Raw genomic sequence first — 19,728 nt, forward strand, 5'->3', positions numbered from 1 at the left:
TATCGCCGGGCCGAACCCGGAAGCAGCTGCACCTCCATTTCATCGCAGCCGGACGATGAAATCGGTGCCTTCCCCGGTTTCACCGCCTGCAATACCTTGATCGGAGACAACGATGGAGTCTCCTGTTGAAAGGGCAGCGGCGATTTTCGTCATGACGTTCTCTGGTAAGGAGATACGGTTCAACGCGTCGGCAGCGCTATCCGGAACGGGAGCCGGTCGGGCCGCTATGTCGAGCGCGTTCGTTTGCCCGCCAGATCGGCTTTTGCGACCGTGAACTCGATCGGCGCGATGCGACAGCGCCGGCAGCGACACCACCGACCATCGGAAATCGGCCTTGCCGCCCTTGACGGCCTCCGCAGTGAAAACGTGTGTTCCCAGGGGCCGATCGCTCGCGGCAATCGTGATGGGAGCATCAAGGATCGGCAGAAAATTCTGCCGAACATAGATCTTGTTGTCCTTACCGCTGACAAAGACCGCGATACGAGCGCTGCGCTTCAGGGCGGGGATCGCCATAGGTCCGGCTTCTTCAGCCCTCGCCGGAGGAGACTGCGCTTGATCGTCCGGCATTGTCTGGGTTCCGGCCGGGGACGAGGCCGTTGTATCTCCACCAGCCTTGACCGCCGCCGTTACCGTAACCTCGGCGTCCCGCGCTTTGCCCGCATCGGCCTTGACCGGCTCGGCGGCGGTCTGGGGCGTTACCGTGATGGACTCACCGGTGACAGGCAATTTGGGTGCAATCGATGAAACCTGGACTGGCGGCATCGCGCCGCTGGCGTCGGAGGCTCTCACCTCGGCCGGCGCGGGCTCGGGCCGGCTGGTTGTCAGCAGCGGGTGCGAAAAATGAGCGGGCGTCACCTCGCCGGGCGTAATGATGACTCGAGCGCCGATCCTGGTCCAGTTCCACATCTTCACTGCAAAGTCCAAGGGCATTCGGATACATCCATGCGACGCGGGATAGCCTGGAAGCACACCCGCGTGCATCGCGATGCCGGACCATGTGATGCGTTGCATGTAAGGCATTGGCGCGTCGCTGTAGATGTTCGAGCGATGCCATTTTCGCTTTTGAATGACGCTGAAAACACCCATTGGCGTGGAGTGGCCACGCATTCCGGTCGAGACCGGTGTTTCGGCGAAAAGCCCGTTGGCGTCATAGACCTTGAGCGTTTGCCGCCGGATTGAAACGGCAATGATGATCGGGCCATTTGGCTTCCGCGTGACTTTGGCCGTCGATTCTGGCTTTGAGAGCCGGCGATGTTTGGCTCCATGCGACTGCGGCCTCGTAACGGGCGGCTGGGGAGGTTCTTCGATATAAAAGTCCGGATAGTCATTCTGCCAGAACCCCTGGCTGTGCGCGGGTGATCCGAATCCGATCAGGATAACGATCACGAGTCCAATCCCGAGGCGTGCCGGGCAAGGACAGGTGCCCGCGCGAACCGAGGAAAAGCCGGCGGACAACAAATAACGCCATACCGCGCGCGGGAGGGGCCAATATTCACTCACGCCTTCATCCTTTAGCGTTTCAGATCATTTCCAACCGCTATGCGTCGGTTCCCCGACTAGCTTACTCTTCATAATGCAAAATCCTTCACACGAATCTAATTCTCGGCTCGCTGGATGATCAGTATCTTTTCTCGGGAACTTGAAGAACCTACATAGGCCGGAACGCAGCAAACGGAGCTAACTGATGACATTTCGAGCTCAGATTGAGGATGAGACGCGCCAAATGGCTCGGACCCTTTTGGCCCTCATCATCCTTACGATGGCGGTGCTCACCGGAACTTACGCCCATGCAGCGGACGAGCCCGACCTGATCTTTCGTCGCTCGACGGTTTTCAAGCTGCTGACACCGAATGACAAGCTTGCGACCTATGGCGTCGATGATCCTGAGATCGAGGGCGTTGCGTGCCATTTCACGGTACCCGAGAAGGGCGGCATCAAGGGGTGGCTGGGAGTGGCAGAGGAAGTCTCGGATATTTCGCTATCCTGCCGCCAGATGGGACCGATTCGTTTCAAGGACAAGATGAAACAGGGCGAAGACATGTTCCGGCAGCGGCGCTCGCTGCTTTTCAAGAAAATGCAAATCGTACGGGGCTGCGACGCGAAACGAAATGTGCTGGTCTATATGGTTTATTCCGATCGAGTGATCGAGGGCTCACCACAGAATTCGACGTCTTCGGTGCCTATCATGCCATGGGGTCCCTCGGATACAAGCGTGCAAAAATGCGGAGATTTCATTTCCGATTAGAACATGATCCCGAAAAACGCAGACCGGTTTTCGGATAAGATCATGCTCAATCAGAAAGGATCGGAGGCCTGCTCGGAGGCAGGTGTTCCGAACCACGACTGTGGTATGCATTCACCGCTTTGAGCGTATCCGCGATATGCACTTGCGTGTCGGAACGACGCCCGCCGGGGTCAGTTTCGTGCCGGAGATTTCCTTGATCTGCCCTGCTGGACAGGATCCATCGTCGACAAGAATGCGTTCGCCAAGTCGCGGACCGACGATGTCGCTCTCTCGCATAACTTGCGAAGCGTATGCGGCGGACGCCGAAAGAATCAAGGCACCAACTATCAAGAAAAGCAGATCGCGATTTTCCGGCATCCGGCATCCTTCATAGCAACGACAGTCCGCATTTTTCGTAACGCGATTTTCAACGCTGTGAAGACGCCAGCAAGGGCCGTCGCAAGAGTACTCACATCAATCCGGAGTTAGAGCATGACCCCGAAAAGTGGAAGCCGGTTTTCGGAAAGATCATGCCCAAACAATAAAGATAAGCGACGGGTCTGATTCAACGCAGTTGAAAAACAGACTCTAGCGCATCTTCAGGCGATTCCCTCAGAAGAATAGCACTCTTGCGGCTGCCGCAATTCCGACTTGCGTTAGAGTCGCTTGTCGTTGGCAAATCTGCGGACCACGCGGCGCTCGACTACGACCGAGCGCAATGCGCCTTGCTCACCCGCAATCAGGCGCGTCATAGGTGACCGCGTCACAGCGCGAGCGGCCTTCTTGACCTCGGCGTGAACAATATCGAACGGCATTCCCATCAGCGATGCCGCAATCTCCGCCTGCGAGTTGAGATCGTCGGTAATCCCGGTGGCCGCGAAAATGGCCTCCTCCAACGTCGGTGGGTCGCGGCGAACCCGCCGGATGCCATATTTTGTATTCCAACCTTCGCTCATCGTTCGCCTCAATGGTTGCGCAAACTTGGCCCATGAAAACGTGACGTGAAGCACCTCAACACCACCCAGGAAGCAGAAAGTACGACAGACTCTTCCTGCTTCAGGAGACTCGGTTCTGTGTCTCATACGGGATCCGGAGCGGCAAAACAGCTATGCATTTTGACGCGCCTTGCACATTGCCAAGTCGAGCACAAAGCGGCATGCAGCCGCGCCTTTGCTCAAATCCCTGCATGGTGTCGTAGTGACCTGTGGGATCAGTCAGCGATCGGCATCGTTTGGGACGATGGCTGAGGCCATCGCTTCAGCGCGTCCCTACCGGCGTCGGTCAAGGTATAAGTTCCGCGCTCAACGCGGTCGAACCATCCATAGACATTGTGAAGAAGGATCTTTCCGGCGTCCGGATTTTCCATTCTGAGATCCCTCACGCGGCATGGACCTGTAGCCATGGCGGCTGCACAACTCAGCGCCTGCTGGCGATACGCTGTCATGATCGGTATCCGCGTGCTGCCGCCGGCAACGGGATCGCCCTTGCGGCGTTGGTGCTCCATGACCAGGCGAGAGCGCTTCTTTGGGTTGCGGCGCGGACTGACAGCGGAGGGGACCACCAGCACTTCAACGCTCCCGTGGTGTGTCACCCCGAGCATTCCAAATCCGAGCCTCCGGCACAGGTTGCGATAGCGCGCGTCGCTCTCGCGTCCCTTGCCGCGCATCGACAGTCTGGCGGCAAGCCAGACCTCATCGCATGCGCCGGCGCGCTCGACGCCTTGCAGGACAAGCTCCAGATTGAAGCTTAGCTTCAGCTCGCCGATCACGACGACAGGCGGCTCGCCGCCGCTGAGCGCAACCAGATCGCAGCCGCCGACTTCGCCCTTAACCGTGAGACCAAGGCTTTCGAGATGACGTTTGATCGGAAGATAGAGCGATGTTTCCACGTTGCGCGCTCGGGCCGACTCAATAGCCGGAGCTTATCAGCTCGTCGGCTCAATCGGCGATTCAGAAAGGTTTTTGAACAGGCCGAGCCGAAGATCTTTGGCGTAATAGATCATATCGCCGTCGGCGCTTACCGTGCCGTCGGCAATCGCCATCACCAGCTTCGAACGCATCACCCGTTTGATGTCGACCGTGTAGGATATCTTGCGGGCATGCGGCAATACCTGACCTGTAAACTTCAAATCGCCAAGACCGAGCGCGCGAGCCCGTACATTTCGGTCGCGGCCAAGCCAGACCAGATAAAATCCGACCATCTGCCAAAGTCCATCGAGACCAAGACAACCTGGCATCACCGGATCATTCTGGAAATGACAGTGGAAGAACCAGAGGTCCGGTTTGATGTCGAGTTCAGTGCGCACCAGCCCGCGCCCGTATTTCCCGCCGTCTTCCGTGATCTCCGTGATGCGATCAAACATCAGCATCGGCGGCAATGGAAGTTTGGGTTCGCCGGGGCCGAACATTTCGCCGCGGCCGCAAGCCAGCAAGTCCTCGTAGTCATAGCTGCTGCGAAGGCTAGGCATTCGATGCTGATCTCCGCCGAGAAGTCCGAAGAAGGGAAACCGCAAAACCAAGATTGGGGATCGTTGTTACTACCCGAGATGGTATTTGTAGCATCATCACACGCTGCGATAGAAGTGCAAGAGTCTGTGAAGCTGGGTTCTGAAAGCCCTTTCGAGCGAAGTGGATATCAGTTCGCGTGAAGAAACACGTCGGATCAAATCATAGAGCCACACTTCTGATTCCGTCAGAAGTGGAAAAGCTCTAGGTCCGCATATTGTTATATATAATTATATATAGCGATGGAAGCGCGCTTCAAACGCGGCCACGCACGGGAAGCAGCGCTCCGGTGACGCCGCTAGCCGCATCGCTTGTCAGAAACAGGATGACATTCGCGAGTTCATCCGCTGTCACCCACGTTGCGAAATCCGCTTTGGGCATGTCCTTGCGGTTGGCTGGTGTGTCAATTGTCGAGGGCAGGACGGCATTGACGGTCACCTTGCCTTTCAACTCGGAAGCAAGCGCTTCGGTCAGTCGGTGCACGGCCGCTTTCGAGGCGGCATAGGCTCCCATGCCGGCACCGGCCTGTATCGCTCCGGTCGCGCCGATATTGACGATGCGTCCGGCGCCGGATGCGACCAGATGCGGGATCGCGGCCCGCGAGGTGTTCAGCGCGGTCGTCACGTTGATCGCGTAAAGGCGCTGCCAGGTTTTCGGGTCGCCGTCGGCGACGGTTTCGAACGCGAACGCGCCCGCAACATTAACGAGAGCGTCGAGGCGGCCGAAATGCGCAGCCGCCGCATCGACAGCGTGCAGAGCTTGCGCGGGGTCGGTCAGATCAACGCCGCCAAGTTCGATCCGCTTGGCGGTTGCACCGCTGCTCGCAGCAGCCCGATTGATGCAGGCTACCCCGGCGCCGCGCGCGATGGCGGATTCCACAACCACCTTGCCCAGCGCGCCGGAGGCTCCGGTGATGGCGATGACCTTTCCTTGCATTGAATGATCCTCCAGCCGGAATGGCTGCAAATGAGGAGGGCAGGCGTCAACCCTGCTTCACCAGCTTGTCCTGCGTCCGGGTCGCGAAATCGGAGGCGTCGTGGCGCTCGTGAAGCTGGCTTGCGGGATCACCGGAGGTGCGGTTGACGATGCGGCCGCGCTTCACTGCGGGCCGCGCGGCGATCTGCGCCGTCCAGCGTTGCACGTTCTTGTAACTTTGGACGTCGAGGAAGGTCGCGCTGTCGCCGTAAAGCCTCCCCTCGGCCAGGCCGCCATACCATGGCCACACCGCCATATCCGCGATCGTGTATTCCTTACCCGCAAGATACTCATTGTCCTTGAGCCGGCGGTCCAGCACGTCCATTTGCCGCTTCGTTTCCATCGCGAAGCGATTGATGGCGTATTCGATCTTCTCCGGCGCATAATGGTAGAAATGCCCGAAGCCGCCGCCGAGATAGGGCGCGCTGCCCATCTGCCAGAACAGCCAGGACAGGCATTCCGCGCGCGCCGCCGTTGCCTTCGGAATAAACTCGCGGAACTTCTCGGCAAGATGCAGGAGGATCGCGCCTGACTCGAAGACGCGGAACGGCACAGGTCTTGAGCGGTCAATCAGCGCCGGAATCTTCGAATTCGGATTGACCTCGACGAAACCCGAACCGAATTGCTCGCCGTCGATCTGGATCAGCCACGCGTCATATTCCGCTCCGGTGTGGCCGCGCGCCAGCAATTCCTCGAACATGATGGTGACCTTCTGGCCGTTTGGCGTTCCCCGCGAATAAAGTTGAAACGGGTGTTTGCCGACAGGCAGCACCTTTTCGTGAGTCGCACCCGCGGTCGGACGGTTGACCGAAGCGAATCTGCCGCCATCCTCCTTGTCGAAGGTCCAGACTTTGGGCGGCGTATAGGGGGCGTCGGTCATCAAGAGGCACTCCGGAAGCGCGAGTATGATAGTGAGACAGGTGGGATACCGCAGCTATAGCGTTTTCAAGCGAAGTGGATACCCGTTCGCGGAAAAAAACGCGTCAAAACAACAATCTAGGGCTTCGCTTCTAATTCAATCAGAAGCGGAAAGGCTCTAGTAGTTAGGCTTGAATTTGAATGGCCGCAAGCGGGGAGCAATCGAGAAGCGCTACCGTTTGTGACCGGCGCTTTTGAAGCGCCGGACATCAGATGTTTTGAGAACGGACCATGAAGGCAGAACGCTCCCGCCAAATGAAGCGGACCATACTCACGATCGACATCGGCGGGTCCCACGTCAAGATGATGACGAGCAACGGCCGTATAAAATGCGAATTCGAATCCGAGCCCGATCTCACGGCTAAGGAGATGGTGCGCAAGGTCAAGGCGCTGACGAAGGATTGGTCCTACGACGTCATTTCGATCGGCTATCCCGGCCCGGTCTGCGGCAATCGCCCACTGCGCGAGCCCTTCAATCTCGGCGCGGGATGGAAGGGTTTCGATTTCCCGAAGGCGTTCGGCAAGCCGACCCGTGTCGTCAACGATGCGTTGATGCAGGCGCTCGGCGGGTATCGCGGCGGACGAATGCTGTTTCTGGGGCTCGGCACCGGGCTTGGCTCGGCGATGATCGTGGATGGCGAACTGGAGCCGATGGAATTGGCCCACCTGCCGTATCTCAAAGGAAAGACTTACGAGGATTACGCCGGGAAGGCGGGACGCAAGCGCCTTGGCAACAAGAGGTGGCGCAAGCATGTCGCCGATATCGTCGGGCAGCTTACGGCCGCGCTGGAGCCGGACGAGGTGCTGATCGGAGGGGGCAACGTCAAGCATCTCGACAAGCTGCCGCCTAAATCGCGTCGCGGCGATAACGCGGATGCGTTCGAGGGCGGGTTTCGGTTATGGGATCAGACCGGTGTGGACGCGCGGGCAAGGGTGCGTTAAGCGCTTCCTGCGCGTGGGGCTTGGGCCGGCGGCGACGGAGGTTTGAACAATGAACGATTTCAGGGAATGGCGCAACTCGACGCGAGAATACAATGGATCGCCGAATATGAGCAAACGCCGCAAGACCATCTATGTGACAGGCGGCGCGCTACTGCTTGTTGCTTTCTTCGCCGGATTGGTGGTTATCAAACAGCTCGGCATTTGATGGGCTTGCCGTTGATGAGCCTGCTGGGCTTGTGCGATAGTCTGATCGGCGATGCCGCCTTGGTGGGCGCCATCATTGCACATCACGCCGCATGATCCGGGCGATGCGTGACGTCGCCGCGTCCAGCCAGAATGCCCGCAATCGAAATGTCCTCGTCGAGGTCGTTCCAGTGCAGCCCGACGCGGCTGATCTCAACCTTGTCGCGTTGCGCGGGTGTCGCCTTCAACAGCCGTGGAAACCATGCCAGCGGTACGCCGACCGTACGGCCATCGGTCAGTTCGACCCACATCGTATGTTCGTCGAAACGAACGCTAGATGCCGAAATGCTCATGCGAGGCTCTCACGATCAAATCGCGGTTTTCCGCAACTATGTGCAGAATATTCGAAAGTTCGCGCGAGTTGAACCCGTAACTTTCCGCTATCGAGATGTCGGGTGCGAGCCATATTTTGGCGTCGCAGCCACGTCCCCTGACATGCACATGGATCGGCTCCGGCGGCTGTCCCTCGTTTGAAAAGAAATAATAGCGAAGACCATCCTCCCGAAAAGACCACCGGCATGGAAAGTCACCGTGATTGCGTTCCACTTCAACTTCACGAACACCCCGTGGTGCTTCCGCACGTATCACACTTCATGCAGGTGCCGTTGCGCACCAGCGTGAAGTTGCCGCACTCCGAGCACATCTCGCCCTCATAGCCCCTTGCTTTCGCTTCCGCGCGGCGCTCGGCCTTGGTCGGTGCGGTTGCATGCGCGGCGGCCTTGCCTCTCTGTTGCTGTTCCAGCCGTTCGGTCGGCGAGAGATCGTGCTCGGTTTCCTGCTTCCGCGCGGTCGCGCCTTCGAGCGTGTCGCCGGTGCGCGAGGAGGAGAGGGCGGTCACGTTGGTTGCCCCCGCACTTCGACCGTCTGCGGCGAGGGGAGAGGGAGAAGAGCCCCCGCGCATCACGACGAGATTCTCGGTGCGCGAGCGGGTCAGGCCCTTGGAGACATAGCGGGTGGCGTGCTGGCCTTCCGGCGTCTTGCCTTCGACCACGCCCTTGCCGAGCGCGTCAAAGCCGGTTTCCGACGGATCGACATGGGCGAGGTCGTAGCGGCCCATGTAGCTGACCGCGAGTTCGCGGAACACGTAGTCGAGAATCGAGGTCGCGTATTTGATCGAATCGTTGCCCTGCACCGGTCCTGCCGGCTCGAAGCGGGTGAAGGTGAAGGCGTCGACATATTCCTCCAGCGGCACGCCGTATTGCAGACCGAGCGACACCGCGATGGCGAAGTTGTTGATGAAGGAGCGTAGCGCCGCGCCTTCCTTGTGCATGTCGATGAAAATTTCGCCCAGGCGGCCGTCGTCGTATTCGCCGGTGCGCAAGTAGACCTTGTGTCCGCCGACCACGGCCTTCTGGGTGTAGCCCTTGCGGCGGTCCGGCATCTTCTCGCGCTCGCGCAGCACGACGATGCGTTCCACCAGCTTCTCGACGACCTTTTCCGCCACCTGCGTGGCGCGCGCGGCCATCGGCTTGTCCATCAGCGCCTCGATCGCGTCGTCATCACCGTCATCGTCGGCGATGAGTTGCGAGTTGAGCGGCTGGGACAGTTTCGATCCGTCGCGGTAGAGCGCATTAGCTTTCAACGCGAGCTTCCACGACAGCAGATAGGCCGACTTGCAGTCTTCCACGGTGGCGTCGTTCGGCATGTTGATGGTTTTCGAGATCGCGCCCGAGATGAACGGCTGCGAGGCCGCCATCATGCGGATGTGGCTTTCGACCGAGAGATAGCGCTTGCCGATCTTGCCGCAGGGGTTGGCGCAGTCGAACACCGGATAATGCTCGGCCTTGAGGTGCGGCGCGCCTTCCACCGTCATCGCGCCGCAGATGTGCACATTGGCGGCCTCACACTCGCGCCTGCTGAAGCCGATCGCGGCGAGCAGGTCGAAGGCCGGCGAGGCGAGGGCGTCGGCGTCGACGCCGAGCGTGTCGCGGATGAAGTCTTCGCCGAACGTCCATTTGTTGAAAGCGAACTTGATGTCGAACGCTGTCGGGAGCGCCTTCTCCACCTTCGCGATGGCCTCGTCGGTGAAACCCTTGGCTTTCAGGGTGGAGACGTTGATGCCCGGCGCGTTGGACAGCGAGCCGTGACCGACCGCATAGGCCTCGATCTCGGCGATTTCGCTCTCGCGATAGCCGAGCGCGCGCAGCGCTTCCGGCACCGCGCGGTTGATGATCTTCCAGTAGCCGCCGCCGGCGAGCTTCTTGAATTTCACCAGCGCGAAGTCGGGCTCGATGCCGGTGGTGTCGCAGTCCATGACCAGGCCGATGGTGCCGGTCGGCGCCACCACGGTAACCTGTGCGTTACGGTAGCCGTGCTGCTCGCCGAGCGCGAGCGCATCGTCCCACGCCCTGGTCGCATGGGCGATGAGGTTCGCTTGCGGGCAGGAGGCATGGTCGAGCGGCACCGGATTGACCGCGAGCGCCTCATAGCCATTGGACTGACCGTGCGCGGCGCGGCGGTGATTGCGGATCACGCGCAACATGTGGCCGGCATTCTTCTTGTGGCCGGGGAAGGCGCCGAGTTCGCCGGCCATCTCGGCGGAAGTCTTGTAGGCGATGCCGGTCATGATCGCGGTCAGCGCGCCGCACAGCGCGCGGCCTTCCTTTGAATCATAGGACAGGCCCATGGTCATCAGGAGGCCGCCGATGTTGGCGAAGCCGAGCCCCAGCGTACGGAATTCGTAAGACAGCTCCGCGATCGCCTTGGACGGGAACTGCGCCATCAGCACCGAGATTTCCAGCACCACGGTCCAGAGACGAACAGTGTGCTCATAGGCGTCGACATCAAACCGCCTCGAAGCGGTGTCGTAGAACGTGATCAGGTTGGCGGAGGCAAGGTTGCAGGCGGTATCGTCGAGGAACATGTATTCCGAGCACGGATTCGACGCGCGGATGTCGCCGGACGCCTTGCAGGTGTGCCAGTCGTTCATCGTGGTGTTGAAGTGCAGGCCGGGATCGGCCGAGGCCCAGGCGGCGTAACCGATCTTTTCCCAAAGCTCGCGCGCCTTGAGGGTTTTCGTCACCTTCCTGTTGGTGCGTCCGATCAGATTCCAGTCGCCATCGGTCTCGACCGCGCGCAGAAAGTCGTCCTTCAGCGATACCGAATTGTTGGAGTTCTGGCCGGAGACGGTGAGATAGGCTTCCGAGTCCCAGTCGGTGTCGTAGACCGGGAAGTCGATCTCCTTGTAGCCTTGCCGGGCGAACTGAATGACGCGCTTGATGTAATTGTCAGGAACCTGGGCGCGGCGGGCGAGCTTGATCTCACGGCGCAACGCCGGGTTCTTCTCCGGCACGAAGCAGTCGTCACCCGAGCCCTCGCAGTTGACGCAGGCGCGCATCACCGCCTTGAGGTGCTTCTGGTTGATCCTTGAACCGGTGACGAGAGCGGCGACCTTCTGCTCCTCCTTCACCTTCCAGTCGATATACTGCTCGATATCCGGATGATCGGCATCGACCACCACCATCTTGGCGGCGCGGCGCGTGGTGCCGCCGCTCTTGATGGCGCCGGCGGCGCGGTCACCGATCTTGAGGAAACTCATCAGTCCGCTGGAGCGGCCGCCGCCCGAGAGACGTTCGCCTTCGCCGCGCAGCCGCGAGAAGTTGGAGCCGGTGCCGGAGCCGTATTTGAACAGGCGGGCCTCGCGCACCCACAGATCCATGATGCCGCCTTCGTTGACGAGATCATCCTCGATACCCTGGATGAAACAGGCATGCGGCTGCGGATGTTCATAGGCCGACTTCGACTTGGTCATCTTGCCGGTCTTGAAGTCGACGTAGTAATGGCCCTGGCCGGGGCCGTCGATGCCGTAGGCCCAATGCAGGCCGGTGTTGAACCACTGCGGCGAGTTCGGCGCCACCATCTGCCGCGCCAGCATGTAGCGCAGTTCGTCGTTGAAAGCCCGCGCGTCGTCTTCGGAGGTGAAGTAGCCGCCTTTCCAGCCCCAATAGGTCCAGCAGCCGGCAAGCCGATCGAACACCTGCTTGGCCGAGATTTCTCCAACGATGCGTTCGTTCTCGGGGAGGGCGGCGAGCGCGTCGGTGTCGGGGACCGAACGCCACAGCCACGAAGGGACCGTTTCCTCCTCGACCCTCTTAAGGCGCGCCGCGACGCCGGCTTTCCGGAAATACTTCTGCGCCAGCACATCGGAAGCAACCTGCGACCAGGATTCCGGCACTTCCACATTCTCGAGGCGAAACACCACCGAGCCATCCGGATTCCGGATCTCGCTCGTGGTCAGCCGGAAATCGATCCCGGCATAGGGTGATTGACCGTCCCTGGTGTAGCGCCGTTCGAATCGCATTGTTTCGTCCCCCGTAACAGTTCGTCACCGCTTCCAGCGGCATCGGCGGTTTCCATTCGCGAACTTCGCGTCCGCGGTTTGGCCGATTAGAACCGGCCCTATCTGGAGTCCGATTTCCCGCCCCGGACCTTACGGCCCGAAGCTATTCCGGACTCAACGCCTCGCATCCCCATTTGCGCCGGCTTGGATCCGGCTTTTGGCGTTCCTGATGCCCCCAGGCTCAGAGCAGACATTATCCACCCTCCGCTGCCTCCCCGGCGGACGGAGCGTCCGATCTTGATCCCCTTCAGGAGCGGCCGGCGGAAACCCAAAACCACTTGCGCCGGACAGGATCGAAGCTAGGGCGACTCCCTTGCGCACGTCAAGGATTAGTGCGGAGCCGTGAATCAAATACTAAATATGGTGAAAAAGGAAGAAGCCAAGGATCGAACCGCGCCTTGAGTCACTTCAAGTATCAGCGAGTCTTCAAGGATTCCCAATTGGGAAATTCTTGAAATAGCCCTGCTCGGATGAATTTCGCCCGCTGTTCACAAGGCAATTCTTTATTGCAGACGAGGGATTGCTAAAGGCGCGACTCACGACGCGTGACAGACCCGTCGGCCGATAGCGTGGTGTGCCGGGACACGGCGAGGGGATCTATTTCGTGACTTCCGCTTCGTGGCGGAGCATCCGAACGCCTCAACAGGGAGGACAAAACAAAGGAGCAGTGCTTTCGCACCGCTCCTGAATATCCAAGTCCTAGAGCCCTTCCGCTTCTGATAGAATCAGAAGCCGGCTCTATGATTTTGTTTTGTCGCGTTTTCTTCACGCGAACCGGTGTCCGCTTCGCTCGAAAACGCTCTAGGTGTTGGGCCGTTATGGGCAACGATGGCGTTTGCCGTCGCGGCCTAAATAGGTTCCGGACCGCACGTCGTATGATTTGAACCGCCGTCGGCAATACGAGACATCCCTGCCGCTGCTTTGGACGGCGGTCGGGCCATCGTCGTAATATCCGTAATCGGAGTACATGGGGGAGAATGAATAAAAGGGCGATCCCCAACCGCCGCCCCAACCCCAACCGCCACCCCAACCTCCCCAAGGGCCGCCCCATAAGCCGCCGCCAATAAAGCCGGGATAAAACCCACCGCCCCAGCCCCAACCACGGCGCCAGCCAAACCCGCCGCCGCGCCAGCCTCGACCCATGCCCATATAATGTCCGCCACGCCAGCCTCGGCCCATGTGATGTCCGCCGCGCCAGCCGCCGCCACCGCCTCCGATGCTAACGCCACCGCCCGCGAATCCCTGGGCCTTTGTTCCCAATCCCTGAGCAAAGCTTGGCGACGTAATGGCCAGTGGTGCCGCAACGGCTATGACGGCCGCTGCCAGTACTGGTTTGAAACTGAACATATCGCAACTCCATGTCGGATCTTTGTAATTGAGGCTCGCTCACGAACGAAACGTGGCGATAGGCGGAGAGTTCCACAACCGGCTTTATGGAATGTTCCATCTCCGGCGCACGAATTCAGCCCCAACGAACACTTCTTATGAAATAACATTCAGGATTAGATATATAAGAACAAATCTTCATACTTAAGTTTATCGTTCACAAGATCGCGCCGCGGTGCGTCATTCGGCCGCTGCATCTGCTCTATTTCGCTTCGGCTTTCCTGCCTTCTCCAGCACCGGCTTCAAAAAATCCCCGGTATGGCTGCGCGGCGCTTTCACAATGTCTTCCGGCGGTCCCCACGCCACAATCTCCCCGCCACCGTCTCCACCATCGGGGCCAAGATCGATCACCCAGTCCGCGGTCTTGATGACTTCAAGGTTGTGTTCGATCACCACCACTGTATTACCCTGCGCGACCAGTTCATGAAGAACTTCAAGAAGTTTCTTTACATCATGGAAATGCAGGCCGGTTGTTGGTTCGTCCAGAATGTAGAGTGTGCGGCCGGTCGCGCGTTTCGACAGTTCCTTGGCGAGTTTAACGCGCTGCGCCTCGCCGCCGGACAATGTGGTGGCCTGTTGCCCTACATGAATGTAGTCAAGGCCAACGCGATGCAGCGTCTTGAAGGTTTCGCGCACGCGCGGTACCGCCTTGAAAAATTCGGCGGCTTCCTCGACCGTCATGTCGAGCACGTCCGAAATCGACTTGCCTTTGAACAGCACCTCCAGCGTCTCGCGATTGTAGCGCTTGCCCTTGCAGGTGTCGCAGGTGACGTAAACATCAGGCAGGAAGTGCATCTCGATCTTGATGACCCCGTCGCCCTGGCAGGCCTCGCAACGCCCACCTTTGACATTGAACGAGAACCGGCCTGGCGCGTAACCGCGGGCCTTGGCTTCCGGCAGTCCGGCGAACCACTCACGGATCGGCGTAAAGGCGCCGGTGTAGGTTGCTGGATTGGAGCGCGGCGTGCGCCCGATCGGCGACTGGTCGATATCGATGATCTTGTCGATATGCTCCAGGCCCTCGATACGGTCATGCGGCGCGGGAGGATCGCTCGCATTATTCAGTTTCCGCGCGATCGCCTTGTAAAGCGTGTCGATCAGCAGCGTCGACTTGCCGCCGCCGGAAACACCAGTGATGCAGGTAAACAGGCCGAGCGGAACTTCCGCGGTGACGTTCTTGAGGTTGTTGCCATGCGCGTTGACCACCTTGATGGTGCGGCGATGGTTCGGCGGCCGCCGATCCCGCACCTCGACAGCCAGTTCGCCGGTCAGATACTTGCCGGTCAGCGACTTCGGGTGGCGCATGATGTCGGCTGGCGTGCCCTGCGCGACGATATGGCCACCGTGAACGCCGGCGCCGGGCCCGATATCGAGCACATGGTCGGCGAGGCGGATAGCGTCCTCGTCGTGTTCGACAACGATGACCGTATTGCCGAGATTGCGCAGCCGCTTCAGAGTTTCGAGCAGGCGGGCATTGTCGCGCTGGTGCAAGCCGATGGAAGGCTCGTCCAGCACATAGAGTACGCCGGTCAGGCCTGAACCGATCTGCGAAGCAAGCCGTATGCGCTGGCTCTCGCCACCGGACAGCGTGCCGGAAGCGCGCGACAGCGTGAGATAGCTGAGACCGACATCAAGCAGAAACGACAGCCGCTCGCGGATCTCCTTCAAGACGCGGCCGGCAATCTCGTTCTGCTGCGCCGAAAGCATTGCCGGAACCGCCTCGAACCATTCGCCGGCACGCCGGATCGACAGTTCACTGATCTCGCCGATGTGCCTGTTCCCGATCCTGACGCACAGCGCCTCCGGCTTGAGTCGATAGCCCTTGCAGGAATCGCATGGCACATCGGAGAAGTATTTTCCAAGCTCCTCGCGCGCCCATTCGCTTTCGGTCTCGCGATAACGGCGATCGATATTGGGGATAATGCCCTCGAACGGTTTCCTGGTTTCGTAGCAACGTACGCCGTCTTCATAGGAAAACTTGATCTCGTTGTCGCCCGAACCATGCAAAAGCGCGGCCTGCGTCTTCTTCGGCAGGTCTTTCCATTTGGTATCCAGCGTGAACTTGTAGAATTTTCCGAGCGCGGTCAGGGTCTGCAGGTAATAGGGCGACGACGATTTCGTCCAGGGTGCGATCGCGCCTTTGCGCAGTGTCAATTCCCTGTTCGGTATGACGAGATCTTCATCGACATGCTGCTCGATACCGAGGCCACCGCATTTTGGGCAGGCGCCGTAGGGATTATTAAATGAAAACAGCCGAGGCTCGATCTCCGGGAGCGTAAAGCCGGACACGGGACACGCGAACTTTTCCGAGAAAAGGATGCGTTCGGGGCCGGCGAGTTGAGAGTGAATCTTTGCGGCCTTCTTTATCCCGGATTCTGCCTGCTCCTTCCCCCCTTGAGGAGAAGGGTTGGGGCGGGAGGCGTCCTCAGGCGCCGGCGCCCGTAGCTTACTCCCCTCCCGGCGCTTGGCGCCGACCTTCTCCTCAAGAGGGGAGGTGACAGAAAGAGAAGCGGCGGGAGCATCCGCATATTCGATCACCGCCAAGCCTTCTGCGAGTTTCAAGGCAGTCTCGAACGACTCAGCCAGCCGCTGGCCCAGGTCCGGCCGCACGACGATACGGTCGACCACCACGTCGATGTCGTGCGGAGTCTTCTTATCCAGCGCAGGAACATCGGCGAGTTCATAGAATGCACCGTCGATCTTGACGCGCTGAAAACCCTTCTTGAGATACTCCGCCAGCTCTTTTCGATATTCGCCCTTTCGGCCGCGAATGACCGGCGCCAGCAGATAGAGTCGCGTGCCATCGGGCAGCGCCAATACCCGGTCGACCATCTGCGATACTGTCTGGCTTTCGATCGGCAGGCCGGTCGCGGGCGAATAAGGCACGCCAACGCGCGCCCACAGCAGCCGCATGTAGTCGTAGATCTCGGTGACGGTCCCCACTGTCGAGCGCGGATTCTTCGAAGTGGTTTTCTGTTCAATGGAAATCGCCGGCGACAGCCCGTCGATCTGATCGACATCGGGCTTCTGCATCATCTCCAGAAACTGACGCGCGTAAGCCGACAGGGATTCGACATAGCGGCGTTGACCCTCGGCATAGATGGTGTCGAACGCCAGCGAGGATTTGCCGGAGCCGGAGAGGCCGGTGAACACCACAAGCTTATCACGCGGGATCTCGAGATCGACGTTCTTCAGGTTGTGCTCGCGAGCCCCACGAATCGTGATGGCGCGACTCGCGGGACTCAATTGTTGCCGCTTCGCCTTGATGACTTCGTCCATGACAGGGCTTTTCCGGGGCGCAAAAGCCGCGCCGCGTTTGAACGCGCCACACGGACGAAATCCCGGAGTGACGTCGTTTGTGGCAGTCTGTGGGAACGTAGATAGAACGGCGCACGATTTCCAGAGGGCGTCAGCGATCATCCCCGGTTTCATCAGGAGAGACAGCCCGGCCAGGATCGGCATGTTGCCTGCTGGCGCGTTTTTCTGCTTGCGACACCGGCGCTCAAACAAAAAGGCCGGCAAAAGCCGGCCTTTCAAAGTTTTTCAGGAAAGTCGGATCAGATGCGATCAATACCGCGCAATGGCCGGGCCACCCCAGCGGTAGTTGATGCGCGCGGTGACGAGGTCCACGTCCTGGCTGATATTGTCGGTTCCAAATAGCGTACCGGCTGCTCCGGCTACGCCATTGTTGATGAAGGTCGTTCTGCTGTTGCCCATGAAGATGTGATCGTACTCGAATGCAAGCGACCAGTTTGGCGCGAAACCATACTCCAGGCCGACACCGACCGTAGCACCCCAGCGGGAATTATTGACGTCGTTGGTCACCTGAGCACCGGTCAGGGTAGCAAGGCTCCGGTATCGGTTGGACGTCACGGCGGCGCCGCCCTTCACGTAAAGCAATGTGGCATCCCAGGCGTAACCGATCTGGCCGGTGAATAGGCCGAAGGCGCCGAGATGGCTGTCGTTGGTGAAGGCTGGGAAGGCGAGGCTGGCACGGCGACCGCTCAGATCGGCCCAGTTGCCCTGCGCTTCAAGGCCGAACACCCAGTTGGTGGACTGCCAGCGATAGCCGATCTGGCCACCAGCCGTGCCTCCGGTCGCATCATGGCAACCCTCATTCGCTACGAAGGCACCCGCGGGCGTGGTGAAGTTCCAGCAATTCCTGCTCGATCCCCAACCACCGTTCGCACCGATATAGAAACCGCTCCAGTCGTAAATCGCGGCCATCATCGGAGGAGGAGCCTTCGTATAAGTACGCGGGGCAAGGTCGGCCGCGGTGGCGGGCGCCGCGCCAAGGCCAATAGCAAGAGCACCGACGGCCCCGATCAGTAACTTGTTCATTTCAAATCCCCGGATTTGGCTTTATTTTCAACAACTAAGGCGCGAACGCTGGTCGTTACCCCGAATTCATGAATCACTATACGCTTTGGTGTGGCAAAATGCCGTCTCTCAAATGCAACACTCCAAATCAAATCAGTCTGTTCCGCACGCGGTGCGCCTCTTTAGAGATGCGTCCCGATTTTGCTCTTGTTTCCCGTTGAGAACAAATAACGAACACTGTACTGATACGCCGTCGGTGGATAACCTGGCGAATAGCCTCTCGGCGCAACGACGGGAGTGTAGGTTGTTCGGATGCCGTCACGGCTTGACTTGAGGGGATTTGAGCGGCAACGGGGCTAGCGTCGGCTTTGGGCTAGCAATATCGGGACGGGGACATTGGAGAGCGGCGATGGCGGGTAGCGTGAACAAGGTTATTCTGATCGGCAATCTTGGCGCCGACCCGGAAATCAAGCGGACCCAGGATGGACGGCCGATCGCCAATCTGCGGATCGCCACCTCTGAAACCTGGCGCGACAGGACCAGCGGCGAGCGCAAGGAGAAGACTGAGTGGCACCGCGTCGTGATTTTCAACGAAGGCCTCTGCAAGGTTGTTGAGCAGTATCTGAAAAAGGGCTCGAAGGTCTACATCGAGGGGCAGTTGCAGACCCGTAAATGGACCGACCAGAACGGCGTCGAAAAATACTCGACCGAAGTTGTGCTACAGAATTTCAATTCGACTCTGACAATGCTCGATGGCCGCAACAGCGGTGGTGGCGGCAATTTCGGATCTGACGATTCCGGCGGCGACTTTGGGTCCGGGCGTCCGTCCGGCGGTGCGCCGCGCCGCGCCGTGGCCACGGGCAGTCACAACGCCGACATGGACGACGATATTCCGTTTTGAGGGAAGTCCCCCGCCTACGAAAATATTGAAAATGTCGCTGGCGCATTCGATGCTGGCCCGCCCACCCGAAACGAACACGTTGAAAGCACTGCCCCGCCGGTGATGAGCCGGCGGGTTTCTCTTGCATTCAGTCATTGGTTGGCATGTGATCAACGTCCTTAAATGTTTTGGAGATGACCAACGTGGCGACTGGTACTGTGAAGTGGTTCAACGGGCAAAAAGGCTATGGTTTCATTCAGCCCGACAGCGGCGGCAAGGACGTCTTTGTCCATATTTCGGCGGTGGAGAGGGCCGGCCTTAACTCGCTCAATGAAGGCGACAAGATATCCTACGAGGTCGTCGCCAACCGTGGCAAGGAGTCGGCTGAAAACCTTAGGGTAGGTTGACCTTTCTACCCGCCGGTCACGACCGGCGGGTTTTACGTCGGACGCAAATGCGTTCCGCGCTCCCGCTTTCTTCAAGGGCGCTTATGTTAGAGCGGATACACACCAGGAGATTTTTGTCGGATGTTCATCGCCATGAATCGGTTCCGCGTCATCAAGGGAAATGAAGCGGCTTTTGAACAGGTCTGGCTCTCGCGTGACAGTTATCTAGCGGACGTACCTGGATTCGTTGAGTTTCATCTGTTGCGTGGACCTGAAGCGGAAGATCACACGCTATATGCCTCTCACACGATCTGGCAGAACCGCGGCTCCTTCGAGGCATGGACGAAATCAGAGGCGTTTCGAGCCGCTCACGCCAGCGCGGGAGGCAATAAGCCTCTCTATCTAGGTCACCCTCAATTGGAAAAATTCGAGACGCTTCAGACTGTGACCAGTTCTGCAACCCAGCGCGGGTAACCGCAGAACAACGACATGTCGCGCTCGTGCTGACGCAGCCCAGCCACTTTTAAGCGGCCGATTCCGCCAGTGAGGACTGGCGGATTTTGCGTGAAGAAAACCCGTCAGATCAAAATCATAGAGAGCCCCGCTTCTGA

19 protein-coding genes are annotated in these 19,728 nt (G+C 59.4%); 6 read left to right on the forward strand and 13 right to left on the reverse strand.

Annotation, left to right across the window (positions count from 1 at the left end; all coding sequences use genetic code 11):
• Nucleotides 1–39: 39 nt before the first annotated feature.
• Entirely contained in the window at nt 40–1,500 is a 1,461-nt protein-coding gene (locus NB311A_RS05495; RefSeq protein WP_040674046.1) for a L,D-transpeptidase, read from the reverse strand.
• A gap of 223 nt (nt 1,501–1,723) precedes the next feature.
• Here NB311A_RS05495 and NB311A_RS05500 point away from each other — a divergent pair, with 223 nt between their 5' ends.
• Nucleotides 1,724–2,245, forward strand: a complete 522-nt coding sequence (locus NB311A_RS05500; protein ID WP_009797472.1) for a CreA family protein — start codon at nt 1,724–1,726, stop codon at nt 2,243–2,245.
• Nucleotides 2,246–2,356: 111 nt separating this feature from the next.
• Here NB311A_RS05500 and NB311A_RS22425 read toward each other — a convergent pair whose 3' ends face one another.
• From NB311A_RS22425 to yghU, 6 genes are all read right to left on the reverse strand, one after another.
• Nucleotides 2,357–2,602 (reverse strand): DUF6719 family protein, encoded by a 246-nt coding sequence (locus NB311A_RS22425; RefSeq protein ID WP_009797473.1) that lies wholly within the window; start codon nt 2,600–2,602, stop codon nt 2,357–2,359.
• A gap of 278 nt (nt 2,603–2,880) precedes the next feature.
• Nucleotides 2,881–3,180 (reverse strand): hypothetical protein, encoded by a 300-nt coding sequence (locus tag NB311A_RS05510; protein WP_009797474.1) that lies wholly within the window; start codon nt 3,178–3,180, stop codon nt 2,881–2,883.
• Between the two features lie 254 nt (nt 3,181–3,434).
• Complete coding sequence (locus tag NB311A_RS05515) at nt 3,435–4,112, reverse strand: DUF2161 domain-containing phosphodiesterase (RefSeq protein ID WP_009797475.1); 678 nt, start codon at nt 4,110–4,112, stop codon at nt 3,435–3,437.
• 36 nt (nt 4,113–4,148) lie between these two features.
• Entirely contained in the window at nt 4,149–4,691 is a 543-nt protein-coding gene (gene fabA, locus NB311A_RS05520; RefSeq protein WP_009797476.1) for a bifunctional 3-hydroxydecanoyl-ACP dehydratase/trans-2-decenoyl-ACP isomerase, read from the reverse strand.
• Between the two features lie 292 nt (nt 4,692–4,983).
• On the reverse strand, nt 4,984–5,664 hold the full coding sequence (gene fabG / locus NB311A_RS05525; RefSeq protein WP_009797477.1) for a 3-oxoacyl-ACP reductase FabG: 681 nt from the start codon (nt 5,662–5,664) through the stop codon (nt 4,984–4,986).
• Between the two features lie 46 nt (nt 5,665–5,710).
• On the reverse strand, nt 5,711–6,583 hold the full coding sequence (gene yghU / locus NB311A_RS05530; RefSeq protein WP_009797478.1) for a glutathione-dependent disulfide-bond oxidoreductase: 873 nt from the start codon (nt 6,581–6,583) through the stop codon (nt 5,711–5,713).
• Between the two features lie 269 nt (nt 6,584–6,852).
• Here yghU and NB311A_RS05535 point away from each other — a divergent pair, with 269 nt between their 5' ends.
• On the forward strand, nt 6,853–7,563 hold the full coding sequence (locus tag NB311A_RS05535; protein WP_040674047.1) for an ROK family protein: 711 nt from the start codon (nt 6,853–6,855) through the stop codon (nt 7,561–7,563).
• 49 nt (nt 7,564–7,612) lie between these two features.
• The gene (locus NB311A_RS21780) at nt 7,613–7,768 is read left to right on the forward strand and encodes a hypothetical protein (protein ID WP_009797480.1); all 156 of its coding nucleotides are present in this window, start codon (nt 7,613–7,615) and stop codon (nt 7,766–7,768) included.
• An 82-nt stretch (nt 7,769–7,850) separates the two neighbouring features.
• Here NB311A_RS21780 and NB311A_RS05540 read toward each other — a convergent pair whose 3' ends face one another.
• The 6 genes from NB311A_RS05540 to NB311A_RS05565 form a co-directional block, all read right to left on the reverse strand.
• Nucleotides 7,851–8,099, reverse strand: a complete 249-nt coding sequence (locus tag NB311A_RS05540; protein WP_040674048.1) for a DUF2442 domain-containing protein — start codon at nt 8,097–8,099, stop codon at nt 7,851–7,853.
• Nucleotides 8,080–8,394, reverse strand: a complete 315-nt coding sequence (locus tag NB311A_RS22880; protein ID WP_371256460.1) for a DUF4160 domain-containing protein — start codon at nt 8,392–8,394, stop codon at nt 8,080–8,082. Before NB311A_RS22880 ends, NB311A_RS05540 begins: the two co-directional genes overlap by 20 nt.
• Nucleotides 8,360–12,106, reverse strand: a complete 3,747-nt coding sequence (locus NB311A_RS05550; protein ID WP_009797484.1) for a vitamin B12-dependent ribonucleotide reductase — start codon at nt 12,104–12,106, stop codon at nt 8,360–8,362. The genes NB311A_RS22880 and NB311A_RS05550 overlap by 35 nt, the downstream gene beginning before the upstream one ends.
• A gap of 855 nt (nt 12,107–12,961) precedes the next feature.
• Nucleotides 12,962–13,492 carry a BA14K family protein gene (locus NB311A_RS05555; protein WP_083780384.1) on the reverse strand — a complete coding sequence of 177 codons (531 nt, stop codon included), beginning with the start codon at nt 13,490–13,492 and terminating at the stop codon, nt 12,962–12,964.
• 219 nt (nt 13,493–13,711) lie between these two features.
• Nucleotides 13,712–16,810: an excinuclease ABC subunit UvrA gene (gene uvrA / locus NB311A_RS05560; RefSeq protein ID WP_040674073.1), complete on the reverse strand. Its 3,099-nt coding sequence runs from the start codon at nt 16,808–16,810 to the stop codon at nt 13,712–13,714.
• A 288-nt stretch (nt 16,811–17,098) separates the two neighbouring features.
• On the reverse strand, nt 17,099–17,872 hold the full coding sequence (locus NB311A_RS05565) for an outer membrane protein (RefSeq protein WP_009797487.1): 774 nt from the start codon (nt 17,870–17,872) through the stop codon (nt 17,099–17,101).
• 388 nt (nt 17,873–18,260) lie between these two features.
• Here NB311A_RS05565 and NB311A_RS05570 point away from each other — a divergent pair, with 388 nt between their 5' ends.
• The 3 genes from NB311A_RS05570 to NB311A_RS05580 all read left to right on the forward strand — a co-directional run bounded on the left by NB311A_RS05570 (nt 18,261) and on the right by NB311A_RS05580 (nt 19,591).
• Nucleotides 18,261–18,752, forward strand: a complete 492-nt coding sequence (locus NB311A_RS05570; RefSeq protein ID WP_009797488.1) for a single-stranded DNA-binding protein — start codon at nt 18,261–18,263, stop codon at nt 18,750–18,752.
• Between the two features lie 182 nt (nt 18,753–18,934).
• A complete protein-coding gene (locus NB311A_RS05575; protein ID WP_040674074.1) occupies nt 18,935–19,138 on the forward strand; it encodes a cold-shock protein in 204 nt (67 codons plus the stop codon).
• Between the two features lie 120 nt (nt 19,139–19,258).
• Nucleotides 19,259–19,591 (forward strand): antibiotic biosynthesis monooxygenase, encoded by a 333-nt coding sequence (locus NB311A_RS05580; protein ID WP_009797490.1) that lies wholly within the window; start codon nt 19,259–19,261, stop codon nt 19,589–19,591.
• Nucleotides 19,592–19,728 lie beyond the last annotated feature (137 nt).

This window comes from Nitrobacter sp. Nb-311A, from assembly GCF_000152905.1.
Lineage (GTDB): Bacteria > Pseudomonadota > Alphaproteobacteria > Rhizobiales > Xanthobacteraceae > Nitrobacter.